This is a genomic window from Silvimonas amylolytica, assembly GCF_014645555.1.
In the GTDB taxonomy this organism is placed as follows: Bacteria; Pseudomonadota; Gammaproteobacteria; order Burkholderiales; family Chitinibacteraceae; genus Silvimonas; species Silvimonas amylolytica.
In genome coordinates this window covers 594,014-611,375 of sequence record NZ_BMLY01000001.1, presented here as the reverse complement: position 1 = coordinate 611,375, position 17,362 = coordinate 594,014, and the positions used below count along the sequence as shown (strand labels likewise).

General features: G+C 58.9%; 19 protein-coding genes. 14 read left to right on the top strand and 5 right to left on the bottom strand.

Annotation, left to right across the window (positions count from 1 at the left end; genetic code table 11):
* The 6 genes from IEX44_RS02755 to IEX44_RS02730 all read left to right on the top strand — a co-directional run bounded on the left by IEX44_RS02755 (nt 1) and on the right by IEX44_RS02730 (nt 6,243).
* Entirely contained in the window at nt 1–453 is a 453-nt protein-coding gene (locus tag IEX44_RS02755; protein WP_188688459.1) for a GNAT family N-acetyltransferase, read from the top strand.
* Between the two features lie 27 nt (nt 454–480).
* On the top strand, nt 481–1,116 hold the full coding sequence (gene yfcF / locus IEX44_RS02750) for a glutathione transferase (RefSeq protein WP_188688456.1): 636 nt from the start codon (nt 481–483) through the stop codon (nt 1,114–1,116).
* A gap of 19 nt (nt 1,117–1,135) precedes the next feature.
* Nucleotides 1,136–1,528 (top strand): SRPBCC family protein, encoded by a 393-nt coding sequence (locus IEX44_RS02745; protein ID WP_188688453.1) that lies wholly within the window; start codon nt 1,136–1,138, stop codon nt 1,526–1,528.
* Nucleotides 1,529–1,688: 160 nt separating this feature from the next.
* Complete coding sequence (locus IEX44_RS02740) at nt 1,689–2,882, top strand: efflux RND transporter periplasmic adaptor subunit (RefSeq protein WP_188688450.1); 1,194 nt, start codon at nt 1,689–1,691, stop codon at nt 2,880–2,882.
* A gap of 2 nt (nt 2,883–2,884) precedes the next feature.
* Nucleotides 2,885–4,855, top strand: coding sequence for a macrolide ABC transporter ATP-binding protein/permease MacB (gene macB, locus IEX44_RS02735; RefSeq protein WP_188688446.1), 1,971 nt, complete (start codon nt 2,885–2,887; stop codon nt 4,853–4,855).
* 20 nt (nt 4,856–4,875) lie between these two features.
* The gene (locus tag IEX44_RS02730) at nt 4,876–6,243 is read left to right on the top strand and encodes an efflux transporter outer membrane subunit (RefSeq protein ID WP_229678703.1); all 1,368 of its coding nucleotides are present in this window, start codon (nt 4,876–4,878) and stop codon (nt 6,241–6,243) included.
* A gap of 109 nt (nt 6,244–6,352) precedes the next feature.
* On the opposite strand, the gene IEX44_RS02725 is transcribed toward IEX44_RS02730, so the two are convergent.
* A complete protein-coding gene (locus tag IEX44_RS02725) occupies nt 6,353–6,709 on the bottom strand; it encodes a cupredoxin domain-containing protein (protein ID WP_188688444.1) in 357 nt (118 codons plus the stop codon).
* A complete protein-coding gene (locus tag IEX44_RS02720) occupies nt 6,706–7,605 on the bottom strand; it encodes a metallophosphoesterase family protein (protein ID WP_188688441.1) in 900 nt (299 codons plus the stop codon). The genes IEX44_RS02725 and IEX44_RS02720 overlap by 4 nt, the downstream gene beginning before the upstream one ends.
* 117 nt (nt 7,606–7,722) lie before the next feature.
* Here IEX44_RS02720 and IEX44_RS02715 point away from each other — a divergent pair, with 117 nt between their 5' ends.
* Together IEX44_RS02715 and IEX44_RS02710 are read left to right on the top strand one after the other, a co-directional pair.
* Complete coding sequence (locus tag IEX44_RS02715) at nt 7,723–8,259, top strand: sigma-70 family RNA polymerase sigma factor (RefSeq protein WP_229678702.1); 537 nt, start codon at nt 7,723–7,725, stop codon at nt 8,257–8,259.
* Nucleotides 8,256–9,056, top strand: coding sequence for an anti-sigma factor family protein (locus IEX44_RS02710; protein ID WP_188688435.1), 801 nt, complete (start codon nt 8,256–8,258; stop codon nt 9,054–9,056). Before IEX44_RS02715 ends, IEX44_RS02710 begins: the two co-directional genes overlap by 4 nt.
* A gap of 164 nt (nt 9,057–9,220) precedes the next feature.
* On the opposite strand, the gene IEX44_RS02705 is transcribed toward IEX44_RS02710, so the two are convergent.
* Complete coding sequence (locus IEX44_RS02705; RefSeq protein ID WP_188688432.1) at nt 9,221–10,333, bottom strand: aldo/keto reductase; 1,113 nt, start codon at nt 10,331–10,333, stop codon at nt 9,221–9,223.
* Nucleotides 10,334–10,453: 120 nt separating this feature from the next.
* Between IEX44_RS02705 and IEX44_RS02700 the strand changes: the two genes are divergently transcribed.
* Entirely contained in the window at nt 10,454–11,368 is a 915-nt protein-coding gene (locus tag IEX44_RS02700; RefSeq protein ID WP_188688430.1) for a LysR family transcriptional regulator, read from the top strand.
* 3 nt (nt 11,369–11,371) lie between these two features.
* Here the strand turns inward: IEX44_RS02700 and IEX44_RS02695 are convergent, their stop codons facing one another.
* On the bottom strand, nt 11,372–12,217 hold the full coding sequence (locus IEX44_RS02695; protein ID WP_188688428.1) for a DMT family transporter: 846 nt from the start codon (nt 12,215–12,217) through the stop codon (nt 11,372–11,374).
* Nucleotides 12,218–12,413: 196 nt separating this feature from the next.
* Here IEX44_RS02695 and IEX44_RS02690 point away from each other — a divergent pair, with 196 nt between their 5' ends.
* The 3 genes from IEX44_RS02690 to IEX44_RS02680 all read left to right on the top strand — a co-directional run bounded on the left by IEX44_RS02690 (nt 12,414) and on the right by IEX44_RS02680 (nt 14,502).
* Nucleotides 12,414–13,031 carry a TetR/AcrR family transcriptional regulator gene (locus tag IEX44_RS02690; protein ID WP_188688426.1) on the top strand — a complete coding sequence of 206 codons (618 nt, stop codon included), beginning with the start codon at nt 12,414–12,416 and terminating at the stop codon, nt 13,029–13,031.
* A gap of 46 nt (nt 13,032–13,077) precedes the next feature.
* Nucleotides 13,078–13,977, top strand: coding sequence for an alpha/beta hydrolase (locus IEX44_RS02685; protein WP_188688424.1), 900 nt, complete (start codon nt 13,078–13,080; stop codon nt 13,975–13,977).
* Nucleotides 13,978–14,043: 66 nt separating this feature from the next.
* Entirely contained in the window at nt 14,044–14,502 is a 459-nt protein-coding gene (locus IEX44_RS02680) for a DUF2214 family protein (protein WP_188688422.1), read from the top strand.
* 33 nt (nt 14,503–14,535) lie between these two features.
* On the opposite strand, the gene IEX44_RS02675 is transcribed toward IEX44_RS02680, so the two are convergent.
* Entirely contained in the window at nt 14,536–15,489 is a 954-nt protein-coding gene (locus IEX44_RS02675) for a LysR family transcriptional regulator (protein ID WP_188688420.1), read from the bottom strand.
* 229 nt (nt 15,490–15,718) lie between these two features.
* Here IEX44_RS02675 and IEX44_RS02670 point away from each other — a divergent pair, with 229 nt between their 5' ends.
* Both IEX44_RS02670 and IEX44_RS02665 read left to right on the top strand, forming a co-directional pair.
* The gene (locus IEX44_RS02670) at nt 15,719–16,576 is read left to right on the top strand and encodes a fumarylacetoacetate hydrolase family protein (RefSeq protein ID WP_188688418.1); all 858 of its coding nucleotides are present in this window, start codon (nt 15,719–15,721) and stop codon (nt 16,574–16,576) included.
* An 18-nt stretch (nt 16,577–16,594) separates the two neighbouring features.
* Nucleotides 16,595–17,347 (top strand): SDR family NAD(P)-dependent oxidoreductase, encoded by a 753-nt coding sequence (locus IEX44_RS02665; protein ID WP_188688416.1) that lies wholly within the window; start codon nt 16,595–16,597, stop codon nt 17,345–17,347.
* The last annotated feature ends 15 nt before the right edge of the window (nt 17,348–17,362 follow it).

The window sequence follows — 17,362 nt, the reverse complement described above, 5'->3', positions numbered from 1 at the left end:
ATGCCGGCCTTTGCCACGCAGGCGGTCAGCCCGGCTGATCTGGAGGACTTGTGTGAAATCCGCGTGCTGGCCATGCGGCCCAGCCTGGAGCGCATTGGCCGCTTTGATGACACCCGTGCGCGCCAGCGTTTGCGTGACCAGTTCAGACCGGCTGATACACAGCTGATTCTGGTCAACGGCCAGCGCGCGGGGTTCTTCTGCGTGATCCGGGAAGAGGGCGGTTTTTATCTGCAAAACCTCTACCTGGTGCCGGGTATGAGTGGTCAGGGGCTGGGTGCTGCTGTTTTGCGCCAGATTCTGGATCAAGCCGATGCCAGCGGTTTGCCGGTGCGTCTGGAAGTGCTGATCGAAAGTGATGCCGCCCGCTTTTACGAGCGTCATGGTTTTGTGCAATTGCGCCAGGATGGCGTGGATCTGTTCTACCAACGTGCTGCCGCCGTCTTGCAATCTTGATCTTGTTGACTTGCCAGGAACCTTGTCATGTCTGAAGCCCCCATCACCCTGTACACCGACGCGGCTTTCCTCAGCCCCTACGCCATGAGCGTGTTTGTCGGATTGCATGAGAAAGGCCTGCCGTTCTCGCTGGTCAGCGTTGATCTGGACAAAGGCGCGCATTATGCGCCGACTTATCGCACCAGCTCGTTGACTGCCCGGGTGCCGATGTTGCAGGCGGGTGACTTCACGTTGTCTGAGTCCTCGGCGATTATTGAATTTCTGGAAGACACCTTTCCCGCGCCAGACTTCGCCCCATTGTTGCCCCGGCACCCGCTGGAACGCGCCCGCGCCCGACAAGTGCAAGCCTGGCTACGCAGTGACTTGCTGCCATTGCGCTACGAGCGCTCGACAGAAGTGGTATTCATCCAGCCCAACCTCACACCGCTTTCGTTTGAAGCAACCGACGCCGTCGAAAAATTGTTTGATGTTGCCGACAAACTGATCCCTGACGGTACAACCAGCTTGTTTGATACCTGGTGCATTGCCGACACCGATCTGGCGTTGATGCTCAATCGCCTCGTACGTAATGGCGATGAAGTCCCTGAAAAATTGCGGCGCTTTGCCATGGCGCAGTGGGAGCGTCCATCTGTGCGCAAGTGGTTGAATTTGCGTACCAATTAAGTCCATCGAGGCCGCGCACATGCTCCCAGCACTCACGTTTTCCGTTTGTATCAACCGTTCAGCTATCGAGGTCTACGCCTTCCTTGCAGACCCCAATAACTGGCCGCAATGGGCTACGGGCCTGGCGAGCGGAATCCGGCAAGCCAACGGTGTCTGGTATGTGCAAAGCCCCTCTGGCGAACTGGCCGTCGATTTCTCACCTCGTAATGATTACGGTGTGCTCGACCACACCGTGATCCCGCCCGGCCAGTCTCCAGTCCATGTGCCCATGCGTGTCATTGCCAATGTCGATGGCGCAGAGGTGCTGATTACGCTGTTCCGCCAGCCCGGCATGACGGATGAAATCTGGCCACGCGACCAGAACTGGGTGCGCAAAGACCTCACGCAACTGCAAGCTGTGCTGACACGCTGAACCAGTGAGCAATCCATTTGTCGCAGCCAGGCTTGTATCTGATTCATTTGTATCAACGCCGTAGCGGTACATTTCACCGCACGCCGCCACAGCCAGAGTGTGCTGCGGACGGGTATCATGCCGCAGTCAACCGACTGGCCCTGAGCCAACTCAAAAGAACATGAAACTTTCCAGAAAAACCACCCGTATCATCGTGATCGGGCTGATCGTGCTTGTCGCTCTGTTTGCGCTCAGCCGCGTGTTGTTCAAACCGCCCAAACCGCAATTTCTGACCACCCCCGTGAGCCGCATGGATCTGGAAGACAGCGTGCTGGCCAGCGGCACCATCAAGCCTATCAAACAGGTAAGTGTGGGTGCGCAGGTGAATGGTCAGTTGAAGTCGCTCAAGGTGGTACTGGGCGAGCGCGTGACCAAAGGTCAGTTGCTGGCCGAGATCGACCCTGTGCTGCAACAGAACGATCTGCGTAAAGCCGAAGCCGGGCTCAATAACGTGATCGCGCAAAAGGTGTCTAAACAGGCGCTGCTCAAGCAATACGAACTTGCCCTGCAACGTCAGCAAACCATGATCGCCAATGACGCCAGCGCGCGCGCCGATCTGGAAAGCGCCCAGGCGCAGGTGGACTCCACCAGGGCCGATCTGGCCGCGCTGGATGCCCAGATCAAACAATCCGCAGTGGATGTCGATACCGCCAAAGCCAACCTGGGCTACACGCGCATTACCGCGCCCATGGACGGCGAGATCATTTCCATCGTCACGCAAGAAGGCCAGACCGTGGTGTCTGCGCAGAGCGCACCGACCATCCTGATCATGGCAAACCTCGACACCATGACCATCAAGTCGCAGATTTCCGAAGCAGACGTCGTACGCGTCAAACCGGGCCAGCCGGTGTATTTCACCATTCTGGGCGCGCAAGACAAGAAGTTTGAAAGCAAGCTGCGTGCGATTGAACCCGCACCCGAGTCCATCAGTTCTGAAAGCACCACCACCAGCACCAGTACAACGTCCACCAGTGCGGTGTACTACAACGGTCTGTTTGATGTGGCCAACCCCGGTCACGTGCTCAAGACCAACATGACGGCGCAGGTCTCGATTGTGCAGGGTGAAGCCAAACATGCGCTGGCGATTCCGGTGACCGCCCTGGGCAAGAAGGCACCCGATGGCACGTATGAAGTACGCGTGCTGGGCAAGAACGAGATGCCAGAAGTACGCCATATCAAGGCGGGGCTCAACAATAACGTGAACGTGCAAGTCTTGAGTGGCCTCAACGAGGGCGAGAAGGTCATCGTTGGCGATACCAGCATGCTCAAAACGGCCAGCAACGACGATCACCGCGGCCCGCCGCCGGGGCACTGACCATGAGCACGACACAAGGTCGACCGCTCCTGCAACTGGCGCATCTGGAGCGGCGTTTCCCGGCCGGGGAAGAAGAAGTCACCGTGCTCAAGGACATCAACCTGACGATCAACGCCGGTGAAATGGTGGCGATTGTCGGGCAGTCCGGTTCGGGTAAATCCACGCTGATGAACATCCTGGGGTGCCTTGATCGGCCTTCCAGTGGCAGTTATCAGGTGGCGGGGCGAGAAACCCGCGAACTGGAAACCGACGAACTGGCGACGCTGCGACGCGAGTATTTCGGCTTTATCTTCCAGCGCTATCACTTGTTGCCGCATCTTTCTGCTGAAGAGAACGTCGAGATTCCCGCCGTTTACGCTGGTACTGACAAGCACCAGCGACGAGAACGCGCGCGCGCCTTGTTGTCGCGACTGGGGCTGAGTGATCGCACGTTGCACCGGCCCAGTCAGCTTTCTGGCGGCCAGCAACAGCGCGTGAGTATCGCTCGTGCGCTGATGAACGGTGGCGATGTGATTCTGGCCGATGAACCGACTGGGGCGCTCGATAGCCGCAGCGGCGAAGAAGTCATGAACATTCTGCGTGAACTGCACCAGCGCGGGCATACCGTCATTCTGGTCACGCACGATATGAACGTGGCCAACAACGCTGAACGCATCATTGAACTGCGTGATGGCGAAGTGATTGACGACCGCCCTAATGTGCGTGACGAACACAGCCTGCCGCGCGAGACGCTGGATAAACCACTGGCGCACAAGCAGAACCTGCTGCACGCCAACTGGGGCCGTTTTGGCGAGGCGTTCAAGATGGCGTGGATTGCCATGATGACGCACCGCATGCGCACGTTGCTGACCATGCTGGGCATCATCATCGGGATCACGTCTGTGGTGTCTGTGGTGGCGCTGGGGCAGGGCGCACGGCAAAAGGTGATTGATGACATCAGTTCCATTGGAACCAACACCATCGATGTATACCCCGGCAAAGGCTGGGGCGACGACAAGGCCAGCGCCATCCAGACACTGACACCCAGTGATCTGGCGGTGCTGCAATCGCAATTCTTTATCGACAGCGTCACGCCGTCGGTCTCTGGTAGCGAAACGCTGCGTTACGGCAACGTCACAGCAACGTCTTCTGTCAGCGGGGTGGGCGAGCAGTATTTCCGCGTGCGCGACATGAAAATGGCCAGTGGTCAGGCTTTTGGCGCGGCTGAAGTCACGCGTCAGGCCCAAACGGCGGTGATTGACGACAACACGCGCAACAAGCTGTTCAAATCCTGGGAAGACCCGGTTGGCAAGGTCATTCTGGTTGGCTCCTTGCCCTGCACAGTCGTGGCCGTGGCAGAGAAAAAAGAGAGCGCCTTTGGCAGCAACTCCAGCCTGCAGGTGTTTATCCCGTACACCACGGCCATGGGCCGTTTGCTGGGGCAGCAGTACTTCAACAGCATCACGGTACGGGTGCGCGATAGCATGCCCAATGACCTTGCCGAGGCCAGCCTGACCAAGGTACTGACGTTGCGTCATGGCACGCAGGATTTCTTCACCAATTCATCTGACAGCATCCTGAAAACGGTGGAAAAAACCACAGGCACGCTGACGTTGCTGATCTCTGCGATTGCGGTAATTTCACTGATCGTGGGCGGGATTGGCGTGATGAATATCATGCTGGTGTCGGTAACTGAACGGACGCATGAGATCGGCATTCGTATGGCCGTCGGCGCACGCCAGCACGACATCCTGCAGCAATTTTTGATTGAAGCCGTGCTGGTGTGCTTGATGGGGGGCGTCATTGGCGTACTGCTGAGTTTTGGTATCGGCTTTGTGTTCTCGCTGTTTGTTTCGGCAATGGCGATGAAATTCTCCGTGGGCTCCATTGTGGCGGCCTGCGTGTGTTCTACGTTGATCGGCGTGATCTTTGGTTTCATGCCCGCCCGCAATGCGGCGCGGCTGGATCCGATTGAAGCCCTGGCGCGCGAATGATGAAAACCACAAAACACATAATGAGACTGACCGCACTCACTCTGGCACTGGGCCTTGCGGGTTGCGGCACCGCGCTGCGTAGCGACTACAACACACCGCAAACCACTGTCCCTGCCCAATGGGTTGGCCCGGTCACTACCGGCAGCGCAGTCGCTGCGCAAGACCCGTGGTGGCACAGCTTTAATGATCCGCAACTCAATGCGCTGATCGACAAGGCGCTGCGCACCAACAATGATCTGGCCGCTGCGACGCTCAAAGTCCGCGCCGCGCAACTGCAGGCCAACCTGACCGACACCAATCTCACGCCGGCAGTGACCGCCGGCCTGAACGCCAGCACCTCCAAAGACCTGCAACGCGGTGGCCCGAGCACCCGAACGGTCGGCGCTACGGTCTCCTTGAGCTATGAAGTGGACCTCTGGGGACATTTGTCTGCACTGCGTGATGTCTCTGCCTGGGAAGCCAAAGCCACTGAACTGGATCGGCAGAACACCGCGCTCGCCCTGATTGGCACCACGGCACAGTTGTACTGGCAGATTGGTTACCTCAACCAGCGCGTGGTGTCGGCACAGCAAAGCATTGATTACGCCCAGCGCACGCTGGACCTCGTGCGCGTCCAGCACAATGCCGGGCAATCGAGCGGGCTGGATGAAGCGCAATCCGTACAGAACCTGGCCAGCCAGAAAGCCGCGCTGACCTCCTTGCTGCAACAGCGCGAAGAGGCGCGTAACGCACTCGCCATCCTGTTCAATCAGGCCCCGGAAAACCGTGAGACCGAGCGTGATGCCCTACCGGTTGGCCCGCTCCCGGAAGTACCGGCTGGCGTGCCCGCTGATGTACTCGGCCGGCGTCCGGACCTGCGCGCGGCGGAGGCACGGTTGCGCGAAAGCCTGGCCAATGTGGATGCTACCAAAGCGAGTTTCTATCCGACCTTCAGTCTGACTGGCAGCGTTGGCACCTCAACTACCACGCTGGTGGATGTACTCAAGAACCCGATCGGCACGCTGGGCGCGGGTTTGACCTTGCCTTTCATCCAGTGGAACACCACACAACTGACGATCAAGGTCTCGCAGACGCAGTATGAAGAAGCCGTGGTCAATTTCCGCCAGACCTTGTATTCCGCGTTGTCTGATGTAGAAAACGCACTGTCTGCCCGCACGCAATATAGGGCTGAAGGTGAACAACGGCAGATTGCATACGATGCAGCGGTGAAAGCAGAAAAACTGGCCGAGACGCGGTACAGGGCCGGGCAGACCGGGGTAAAGGACTGGCTGGATCAGCAAGAGACCCGGCGGAGTGCGCAGATTAGTCTGGATGAGAACCGTTATAACCAGCTGGTTAATTTGATGACGTTGTACAAGGCGCTGGGTGGAGAGGCTGCAGCGCTATAGCCAGCATCCGGGGTTAGGAGCAAGGGGCAGGGTGGAGCCGGGACGGTGGCGACAACCCACCCTTGCCACTGTAGAGCCTGGTGTTAGCGCCCGATGGCGCCAGGCCTGCTCACCCCACCTTCAAAACCCCGCTCATGTCCTCATGCCCGCTCCCGCAGAACACATCACACAAAAACACCACCTCTCCTGGCGGTAAGGCTGGCAAGTTCAACCGCGCTGTTTGCCCTGGCACCAGATCAGTCCGCAGTTTCAGATCCGGCAAAGAAAACCCCATGACCACGTCGCTTACGGTCACTTCCAGTACCACCGGCTGACCTGCCGGAATGGCCACCGTCGCGGGCGTATAGACAAAGCGTTTGGCACTGATCCGGACCACTTTGGGCTCGGCCGCGGCTACCAGTGTGGTCAGCGCTCCGGCCGACACAGCGGCAAGGCTGCCGCGCAAAAACTGGCGCCGTGTTGTCATGTTTGCGCTCCTTGTACCGGCAGTTCATGGAGCACTGGCATGACGGCGGCAGCGGGCTCGGTCACCTCTCTGAAACCCAACCCGTGATAGGGCGCAGCCGCGTTCCAGGGTACAGGGGTGCGTTGCGGTTGTGAGCCCGGCGCAGGCAGGGCAAACATCAACCCCTGGCCTGCGTGGTGGCTGATGTTGCCGGTCAGATGATGGTGTTCCTGGTGGATATGGCCGTAGAACACAGTTACGTTGTCGTACGGTTGCAGGAGCGCAAGGACTTGTTCGCCATCCGTGGTGGCCCAGTCCCAGCGTGGGTAGAGGTCAAACAGCGGGCGGTGGGTGAAGACAATGATGCGGGCATCGTGCGGCTGTCTGGTGAGGTCTGCCGCCAGCCATTGCAGTTGCGCATCGCCCACTTTGGCGTGCGGGTCGCTCACGTTATCCAGCACGATGAAATGCACACCTTTGTGATCAAAGGTGTAGTGGGTGGCGCCAAAGTATTCCTGGAACACTGCACCGTTATCCAGTGAGGCATCGTGCTCGCCGGGCATGTAATGCACCACGGGCACGGTGATCTGCGCGGCGAGCTGTTTGAACTCCTGCATGCGCTGGCGGCGCATGGCGGGGTCTTCACTGATGTGGGTCAGGTCGCCTGTAAACACCACAAAATCCGGGGGTGGGTTGAGGGCGTTCACCGCAGCGATGGCCTTGGGCAACGTGCCGGTGTTGTCCGGGTTCACGGCCGGACCTTTGAAGCCCCAGTGGGTGTCGGACAACTGCACAAAGTAAAAGTCGCTGCTGGCTTGCTGGCCGGCCTTGCTCATACCGGCACAGCCAGTCACCAACACCACACTTCCCATACCGGCGAGTTTGAGAAAACTGCGCCGGTTGATTGCGTTTTCCATGTTTTTCACCTTTGCTTCTGAGCAGAGCCCATCGCTCTTGTTTGCAGTAACCGGCGGCGCGAAAAGAATATTCCGCGTCTGGTGAAATAAAACTGCCCACCTGGCAGTTAACACAGCATGAACGCCCCCATGCCCCCCGATAAAAAGACTCGCTTCGAGCAATTGGCCTTGCCTCACTTGAATCGTGCCTGGCAATTAGCGCGCTGGCTGGCGCGTAACGACGCGCAGGCGCAAGAGGTGGTGCAGGAGGCCTGGCTGCGCGCCTGGCGTTATTTCGATGGGTTCTCTGGCAGCACCGAGGATGCCAGGGCGTGGCTGTTGGCCATTGTTCGTAACGCTTTTTACGACAGCGTGGCGGCGCGGCCAGACACCGAACCGCTCGATGAAGCCGGCCCGGAGGCGGTGGACTGGCGCTTTAACCCGGAAATCCTCGCTGCCCGGGCCGATGCCCGCCGCGTACTGGAGCAAGCTTTGCGGCAACTGCCGGTGGCGTATCGGGAGATGATCGTACTGCGCGAACTGGCGGAGTGCTCCTATGAGGAAATTGCGGCGCTCACCGGTTTGCCGGCTGGCACGGTGATGTCACGACTCTCTCGCGCTCGCATCCAGCTGGCCCAATTGCTGGGCGCGGCCCAACCAGGAACAACGCGATGAACCACGATGAAATCCAGACGCGTTTGTCCGCGCTGATTGATGACGAATTACCGGCCGATGAAGCTCAGGCGCTGCGTGCGCATCTGAACGACTGCATGGAGTGCCGTGAGGCCTATGCCGCCATGCTGGCCATGGGCACCTGGATACAGCGTGACGCGGTGATGCCCATGCCGCCGGCGCTGGCAGCGCAGTTAACCGCCAGCCTGAAACCTGTTGCGGCGATTCCGATGCAGAACGTCAAACCGGCAACTGGACCAGGTAAAACGCGTACCTGGTTCTGGCCGGGTCTGACCGGGCTGGGTGGTTTGCTGGCGGGCGCAGCATTGATGTTTGCGTTGTTGCCGCTGTGGCAGCCGCAGTCTGATTTGCTCACACAAGATCTGCTGGCAGGGCATATCCGGGCGTTGCAGGTTGATCATTTGTCTGATGTGATCAGCACTGATCAGCACACCGTCAAGCCGTGGTTTGCTGGCAAGCTGGATTTCTCCCCGCCGGTACATGACCTCGTGGCGGATGGTTTTCCGCTGGCGGGTGGCCGCCTTGATTACCTGCAACAGCGGCCTGTGGCGGTGCTCAACTATCGTTATCGCCTGCATGTGATTGAGGTATACGCCTGGCCGGTGGCGGGTAAAACAGCAGCGGGCCAGACGCTGCAAACGCGCCAGGGGTACCAGATTCTTGGCTGGCAGCAAGAGGGGATGAACATGTGGGCGGTGTCTGATCTGAATGGCGCAGATCTGCAGCGTTTTGCCCAATTGCTCAAGGCCGCTGGCGGTGCAGGCCAGCGCCCGGCCTGATGCGCCAGAAAACCGCCATCCATGGCCAGCGCCGCCGCGCGCCTGATGCCGCTGATTGCACCAACGATCAACGCGGTTTTGCCCTGATAGTTCCAGTTGGCCTGCGCCATGCAGTTCTCTGTGTGATGAGTGGGCGCCAGTCACTGGCTGGCGCCCTGTGTGGCTTACTCTGCTGCTGCAACCGGAATGTGGGTCACGGGTGCAAACGCGGCTGGCTGGCTGTTCACCGGCACATTGCCGTGAATGCGATGCTGGTGATTGTCGGCAAACATGTAATACGGGAAAGGGCGGGCCGGCTCACTGATCGCGTTGAGCCGCGCCAGTTGTTCAGCCGGAATGGTGAATTCCAGCGAACGCATGGTTTGCTGTAGCTGTTCCGGTTTGGTCGCACCAACAATCACGCTGCTCATACCTTTGCGGTGATATAGCCAGTTGAGCGCCACTTGCGCCATCGGGCGGTCGATGTCCTGCGCCACGCGTTCCAGTTCGGCGACGATTGCAAAGTTGCGGGCGGTCAGCTTGTCAAAGCCCGGTGCGGCGTGGCCGCTGCCAGAGGTTGTCTGCAAGCGGCCATCGCCAAACTGGCCGCCCTGGCTGGGCTTGTACTTGCCACTTAACAGGCCCATGGCGAGCGGGCTCCACGCCACCAGACCCATGCCGCTCTCCGCAGCCAGATCCGAGAACTCCAGTTCGGCATTGCGCTCGATCATGGAGTACTCCAGCTGCATCGCGGCAACTGGTTCATAGCCGCGCCACTGCGCCAGCGTTTGCGCCTTGGCGGCATACCAGGCCGGCGTATCAGACAGCCCCACATAGCGAATCTTGCCGGCGCGCACGGCGTCATCCATGGTGCGCATGACTTCTTCCACCGGCGTAACGCGATCCCAGGTGTGCAGGTAATACAGATCGATGTAATCGGTATTCAGGCGCTTGAGCGAGCCTTCCAGTGCGCGCATCAGGTTCTTGCGGTGATTCCCGCCCGCGTTGGGGTTGCCTGGTTCGGCGTTGTAGCTGTACTTGGTGGCGATGACCACGCGATCACGCACGCCACGGTCCGCAATGAATTCGCCAGTCCAGATTTCGCTGGTGCCGTTGGTGTACATGTCTGCGGTGTCGAAGAAATTGCCGCCGTGTTCCAGGTACACATCAAACAGGTTTTTGGCGATGTCGCGTTCCGTGCCCCAGCCCCATTCGGTGCCAAACGTCATGGTACCCAAAGAGAACGGGCTGACGCGCAAACCAGAACGGCCCAACAGATGATAGCTAGCGTTGCTCATGATCAGATCCTCCAGAAAGTGGTCCCGGTAGCGGTGGTGCCGCCGGGGGTATCGGGTGTTGACGGAACCCATTCTGGTCTGCTTTATTGTGAAGAAAAATACCTTCTGGATGGATGAACCATGAAGCAAAACTTAAAGATTGATCCGGCCCAGTTACCGGCCCTGCTGGCATTTGAGCGGGTAGCGCGCCATGGCAATTTCAGCAAGGCGGCGGATGAAATGGGGGTGTCCCCATCCGCGTTATCCCAGACCATCCGCAACCTGGAAGCCCGTACCGGGATCCATTTGCTGAACCGCACGACGCGGCGGGTCAATGTCACAGAGGCGGGTATGCGCCTTTTATCGGGCGTGACGCCGGGTCTGGCGCAGATTGAAGCGGCCTTGATTGATCTGGAAGACCTGCGCGAACAGCCCGCCGGCACTTTGCGCATCAACCTGCCGCGCCTGGCGTACCGCATCATCATCGCGCCGCATCTGGCCGGGTTTATGGCGGCCTATCCGGACCTGCATGTGGAGTTCCGGCTGGACGAAGGCCTGAGCGATATCGTGGGCGAGGGCTTTGACGCCGGTATCCGTTTTGGCGAATGCGTGGCGCGGGATATGGTGGCGTCAAAAATTGGCGGTAACCGGCGGATTGCCGTTGCGGCCACGCCGGATTACCTGGATCGCCACGGCCGGCCTCAGGTCCCGGAAGATCTGTTTCATCACAACTGCCTGCGTTACCGCTTTATCAGCAGTGGCCGCCTGTATGCATGGGAATTCACGCGAGACGGGCGTGAGTTTGAAATCGGGCTGGAAGGGCGGCTGGTGTACAACGACATTTACGACATGGTCGACGCCGCTCGTCTTGGGCTGGGTATTGTTCATATCACTGAAGACGTGATCAAGGACGATCTGGCCAGTGGCGTGCTGGAGCGCGTGCTGGACGACTGGTGCACGCCGTTCGATGGCTTTTTTATGTACTACCCGAACCGCGCGTGGATGCCCCGCAAGCTGCGGGTGTTTATCGACTGGTTTCAGCAGGCCAACCGCTAGCGCTCAAGCGGCAGCACGGCGGTTGAGGATCACCAGCACAATGCCGCCCAGGATTGCCACTGAAGCCAGAATCAAGCGTAACCCCAAGGGTTCATTGAGGAATAGCACAGCGCCGATGGCCGCAATGGCAGGCACCGATAGCTGCACAATGGCCGCGCTGGTTGCGGCCAGCGCGGGTAGCACGCGGTACCACAACGCATAACCCAGACCAGAAGTGATGACGCCGGATGCCAGGGCGTACATCACGCCGACTGCATCCATATGCGTGTGTTGCAGGACGATGATCCAGCACCCCACGGCAGCTGGAATGGCCAGCAAAAAGTTGCCGGCAGTGACCGCAGTTGGATCACCCGCACCGCGCCCGCGCAATGAATACACGCCCCAGGCTACACCAGCTGCAATCATCAGGATGGACGACAACAGCGGTGGCGCAGACAGTCCCGGCAACATCAGCCCGATCACGCCAGCGGCTGCGAGCAATACACCGAGCCACTGGATCGGCGCGAGCCGTTCACCGCGCCACAAGCCGTAGCCAATCATGCTGATTTGCACGGCCCCGAACAGAATCAGCGCGCCCGCAGCCGCCGGTAAATTGACATAGGCGTATGAAAAACCGGCAGCGTAAATGAATAACGCCCAGGACGAAGCCACGTTACCTTTGAACCGTGGTTGCTGCTTGCGCAAAGAAACCAGCAAGGCCAATACCGCTGCGCCAGACACGATCCGGATCATCGTGAAGCTGGCCGGATCGATCGGGGTATTTTTCAGGGCCAGCCGACACAGGATGGAATTGCCGGCAAAGGCCACCATGGCAAACAGCGTGAATGCAAACACCCGGGCAGGGGACATGTAACAGGTCACTCGCAGAATCGTATTGTTGGAATGTGCACAGCGTTGTACGTGCATTCTGGCAGTGATCTGTATGTCATAAAAGCCGGTTTTTTTGTGTGTCGTAAAAAGTGGCGCGCCAGGTTGGCCGACCGTCTGGCACCTCGCTGATTTATGCAGTTTGTATAAAACGACCGATCGTGCTAATTTTTAGCGCATGGGAAAAGGCGAACAGAAACGGCAAGACATTATTGAGCACGCGCTCATGCTGGCGGGGCAGGTGGGCCTTGAAGGCTTGAGCCTGGGCGGCCTTGCCACCAGTATGGAGATCTCCAAAAGCGGGCTGTTTGCGCATTTCAAATCCAAAGAAGCGCTGCAACTGGCCGTGCTGGAACTGGCGCGCGAGCGCTTTGTGGCGGAAGTCATGGTGCCTGCCGTGGCATTGCCGCGTGGCCTGGCACGCCTGAATGGTTTGTTCGACCGATACCTCGCATGGATTCGTGGCCAGGCCAGTCAGGGCTCTTGTATTTTCATGGCGCTGGCGCATGAATACGATGATCGACCCGGTGAAATCCGCGATGTGCTGGTGAATTGCTGGCGCGAATTTGGCGGCTCTATTGCACGCGTTGCCGCCACTGCCATTACTGAGGGCGAGTTCCGGCCAGACTGTGATCCGGGTCAGTTTGCTTTTGAATTTGTCGGCATCGTGATGGTGTTTCAGCATGCCCATAAACTGATGGGCGAAGCACAAGCAGAAGCCCGCGCCCGCCAGGCCTTCAAGCGCTTGCTGCGCTCCTACCGCCAACCAGAAGTGCTGGCGGTTCGTCCCGCATAACCAGATACAACACCTACCCAGCAATTCCACTACCCGGAGCTTGATCATGAATCAGCCTGATGTCGCCATTGCGAATCGCCAAAAAAGCACGACCGGTCGTTCTTATGAGCCGCCAGCGCCGAAATGGGTAAAAACCAGCTTGTCTGCGCTCAACGCGGTGGCGCCTCAAGCCGCAGCGGGGTTGTTACAACACCTCTTCACTACGCCACCCCGTGTGGCCATGCGGCCTGAAGAGCGCGCCGTACTTGCCACTGCGCAACGATGGCAGAGTCGGGTACGCGGTGAGCTGATGTCTGGTTATGAATGGGGTGACGCGCATGCGCCAGCGGTTTTGCTGCTGCATGGCTGGGGTGGGCACGCCGGCCATATGAGCGCCATGGTCGCACCATTGCTTGCCGCAGGTTATCGGGTACTGGCCGTGGATGTCCCTGGTCATGGCAACTCGCCGCGCGCCAAAGTGGCCTTGCCGCATTTTCATGAAGCGCTGGAAGACATGGCCCAGCGTGCCGGGCGCGATCAGGTTCATGGCGTCATTGCGCATTCATTTGGCGCAGCAGGGACGACCTACGCGCTCTCGCGTGGTTTGAAAATTCCGCGGGCGGTGTTCGTGGGGCCCATGACGCAATTTGGCGCGCTATGGGATGCCGTACGCAGCCGTACTGGCGTGCCACGTAGCTTGATTCAGCGCATGATCACCCGCATGGAAGCCCGGTTTTGTCTGGGATTTGATGAAGTGGAACCGGTTGCCCTGGCCGGAACACTCACCACGCCGCTACTGGTTTTGCACGACCTGGACGACGATAAAGTCTCTGTCGCGCAAGGCGAAGCGCTGGTTGCCCGCTGGCCCGGCGCCGCATTGCGTACGAGCTCACAACTGGGCCACCTGAAAATCCTGAAAGACGCAGCCAGCGTGAATGCCGCTGTCGCATTTCTGGCAAGACCTTGAACCACGGCCGGGACTGCGGGCCAAAGTGGTCTACCATTCATGACATCCAGGTCGGGGATGAGAACCATGGTTTCAAGCTGGGTGCTTGCTGTCATTCATTTGCTGGGTGTCTGCCTGGCGTTTGCGGCCATTTACAGCCGGGCCCGTGTATTGGGCAGGCCGTTGGCGCGGATCGACCTGCCTGAGATTTTTCTGGCCGATTCTTTGTGGGGGATCAGCGCCCTGGTGCTGGTGCTGACTGGCCTGACGCGCGCATTCGGTGGTTTTGAAAAAGGCACCTTGTACTACGGCCACCAGCCGTTTTTCCATATCAAGATGGCCTGTCTGGTGGCGATATTCCTGCTGGAAATCTACCCCATGCTCACTTTATTGCGCTGGCGGATTGGCGGGCGCAAAGGCGACGCCACACCGAATCTGATGCTGGCAAGAAAACTATCCCAGATCAGTTATCTACAGCTGTTTTTGCTGGTGCCCATGGTGTTGTGTGCGGCGGCGATGGCGCGGGGTATCACGTTGCAGGGGTGATTGCAGCCGTCTGGAAAAGCGCCATCACCCATCTCAAACCCCCTGTACCCGCGCATGCAACGCCATCCTGCGTACGATTTCTACAAACTCCAGGCCAATCCCCGACAACGTCTCCCCCTTGCGCGTCAGCAAGCCATACGGCGCCAGGTTCTGCCCGATCGTTAGCGGCAACGCAGTCAATAACTTCGCCGACAAATGATCCCGCAACACCGGCTCTGCCAATGCGGTGACGGCATCACTGCGCTGTACTAACTGCAGGGTGGCAAAGATGGAGTCGCACTCCACCGTGTTCAGCGGTGTGGCACTGTGGTTGTGTTCAAACTCGCGCTCCAGCACCTGTCGCGCCGGGCTGGCCAGCGGCTGCAGCACCCATGGCCAGTTGGCCAGTTCCGCCAGCGTGACAGACTCGCGCCCGGCCAGCGCGTGGCCGCTGCGGACCACCACTTTCATCACTTCATTGCCCAGCGGCTCGAAGTCCAGCCAGTTGTGCTGGCTTAGCTCAGAAAAGCGGCCAATGGCGAAATCGACCTTGCCTTGCTCCAGCAGTTCGACCAGTTGATCGCTGGTTTCCCCCTTGATGCGGATGCGCAAGAGCGGCTTGCGGGTTTTCAGCTCAGCCACGGATTGCGCGACCAGATCAGGTGCAGCACCCATGATGGTGCCGATGATCAATTGCCCAAAACCGCCTTGCTGCCATAGCTGCAGGCTGTCTGCAGTGCGTTGCAGGCCACCCAGAGTGGTGCGGGCAAAGCGGATGATCTCCTCCCCGACTTCCGTTGGTTTTACGCCGCGGGCCTGACGTTCAAACAGGGTGCAGTCCAGAAACGCTTCCACCTCTTGCAGCATGCGTGTCGCCGCAGGTTGCGACATGGCCAGGGTCTCTGCGGCCTGATGCAAGTTGCCATGGTCCGCCAGGGCGACCAAAAGGAACAAATGTTTGTAGCGCAAACGGTGAAGCAACGATTGATAAAAATATTGTTTGAGCATTGCGGTGCACCAATACGGAAACGTTTCTGTTTGATAAATATGATTGAAATCAGTTGGTTGATTTCATTGTTGCAATCGCACAAATGTCATTATCGATAACTTGTAGTTATTGAATATAACCAGATTTGCATTAGTCAGGTATTTCTGAGCGCGATAAAAATGTAGCCATTGCAAAACGACTACACACATGCGCTTGTTCAGGGCGCTGTTTGCGGAACAGGAGAAGTACATGAAACTGCTGCGTTTTGGCCCTGCCGGCCATGAAAAACCGGGCCTTGTCGATGCCTCTGGCGTGATTCGTGATCTGTCTTCCGTGGTGGATGACATTAGCGGTGCCACATTGCTGCCCGCCAATCTGGCCAAGCTGCGTGAAGTTAAAACTGACGTGTTGCCGACGGCACCGGCCGGCGCACGGATCGGCCCGTGTGTGGCTGGCGTAGGCAAGGTGATTTGCGTGGGCCTGAACTACAGCGATCACGCCAAAGAATCAAACATGGCTATCCCGACTGAGCCGATCCTGTTCATGAAGCCGACCAGTTCTATCTGCGGTCCGAACGACCATGTGGAAATCCCGCGTGGTGCCGAGAAAACAGACTGGGAAGTCGAACTGGGTGTGGTGATCGGCAAGACGGCCAAATACGTCAGCAAAGAATCTGCACTGGATTACGTGGCTGGCTACTGCGTGGTCAATGATGTCTCTGAACGCGCCTTCCAGCTTGAGCGCGGCGGCCAGTGGGACAAAGGCAAGGGGCATGACACTTTTGCGCCGATTGGCCCGTGGCTGGTCACTGCCGATGAAGTGGCTGACCCGCAAAACCTGGCCATGTGGCTGGAAGTGGATGGCCACCGTTACCAGAACGGCAGTACCCGCACCATGATTTTTGATGTCGCGACACTGGTGTCTTACATCAGCCAGTTCATGACCCTGCAACCGGGTGATGTGATTGCTACCGGTACACCGCCGGGCGTTGGTCTGGGCCAGAAACCGCCGGTGTATCTGCATGCCGGTCAGACCATGAAGCTGGGCATTGAAGGCCTGGGCGAACAGCAACAACTGACTGTCCCGGCCAAAGGCCCGGCGGCGTAAATCATCGGGATCGACACCATGAACCAACTCGATTTGAAGGGCCGTGTGGCCATCATCACCGGCGGCGCGCGCGGCATTGGCTACGCAGCGGCTGAGCGCATGTTGCAATCGGGCGCCAGCGTGGCGCTGTGGGATATCGACGCAGCCCGGCTGGACCAATCCGCCGCAGAACTCGCCAGACACGGCCAGGTCAGCGTGCATGCGCTGGATCTGACGGATGCAGCAGCGGTGAACGCAGCGGCGGGTGCCACCGTCGCTGCTCATGGCAAGGTAGACATCCTGGTCAACAACGCGGGCATTACCGGCGGCAACGGCCTGACTTGGGAGCTGGATCCGAAAGGCTGGGCGCGGGTGATTGAAGTCAATCTGGTGGCGCCGTTCCTGGTGTGCCACGCGGTGATCCCGAAAATGCTGGAAAACGGCTACGGCCGCATCGTCAATGTGGCTTCTGTAGCGGGTAAGGAAGGCAACCCGACCGCCTCGCACTATAGCGCTTCCAAGGCTGGGTTGATCGGGTTGACCAAGTCTTTGGGTAAAGAACTGGCGACCAAAAACGTGATCGTCAACTGCATTACCCCCGCGGCGGCCAAAACCGAAATTTTTGATCAGATGAGCCAGCAGCACATTGATTACATGCTCAGCAAAATCCCGATGGGGCGCTTCTTGCAGGTGGATGAAGTCGCCGCGTTGATTGGCTGGCTGTGCTCTGAAGATTGCTCGTTTACCACGGGCGGTGTGATAGATATTTCCGGTGGCCGCGCCACGTATTGAGCAGGGGATTTGTGC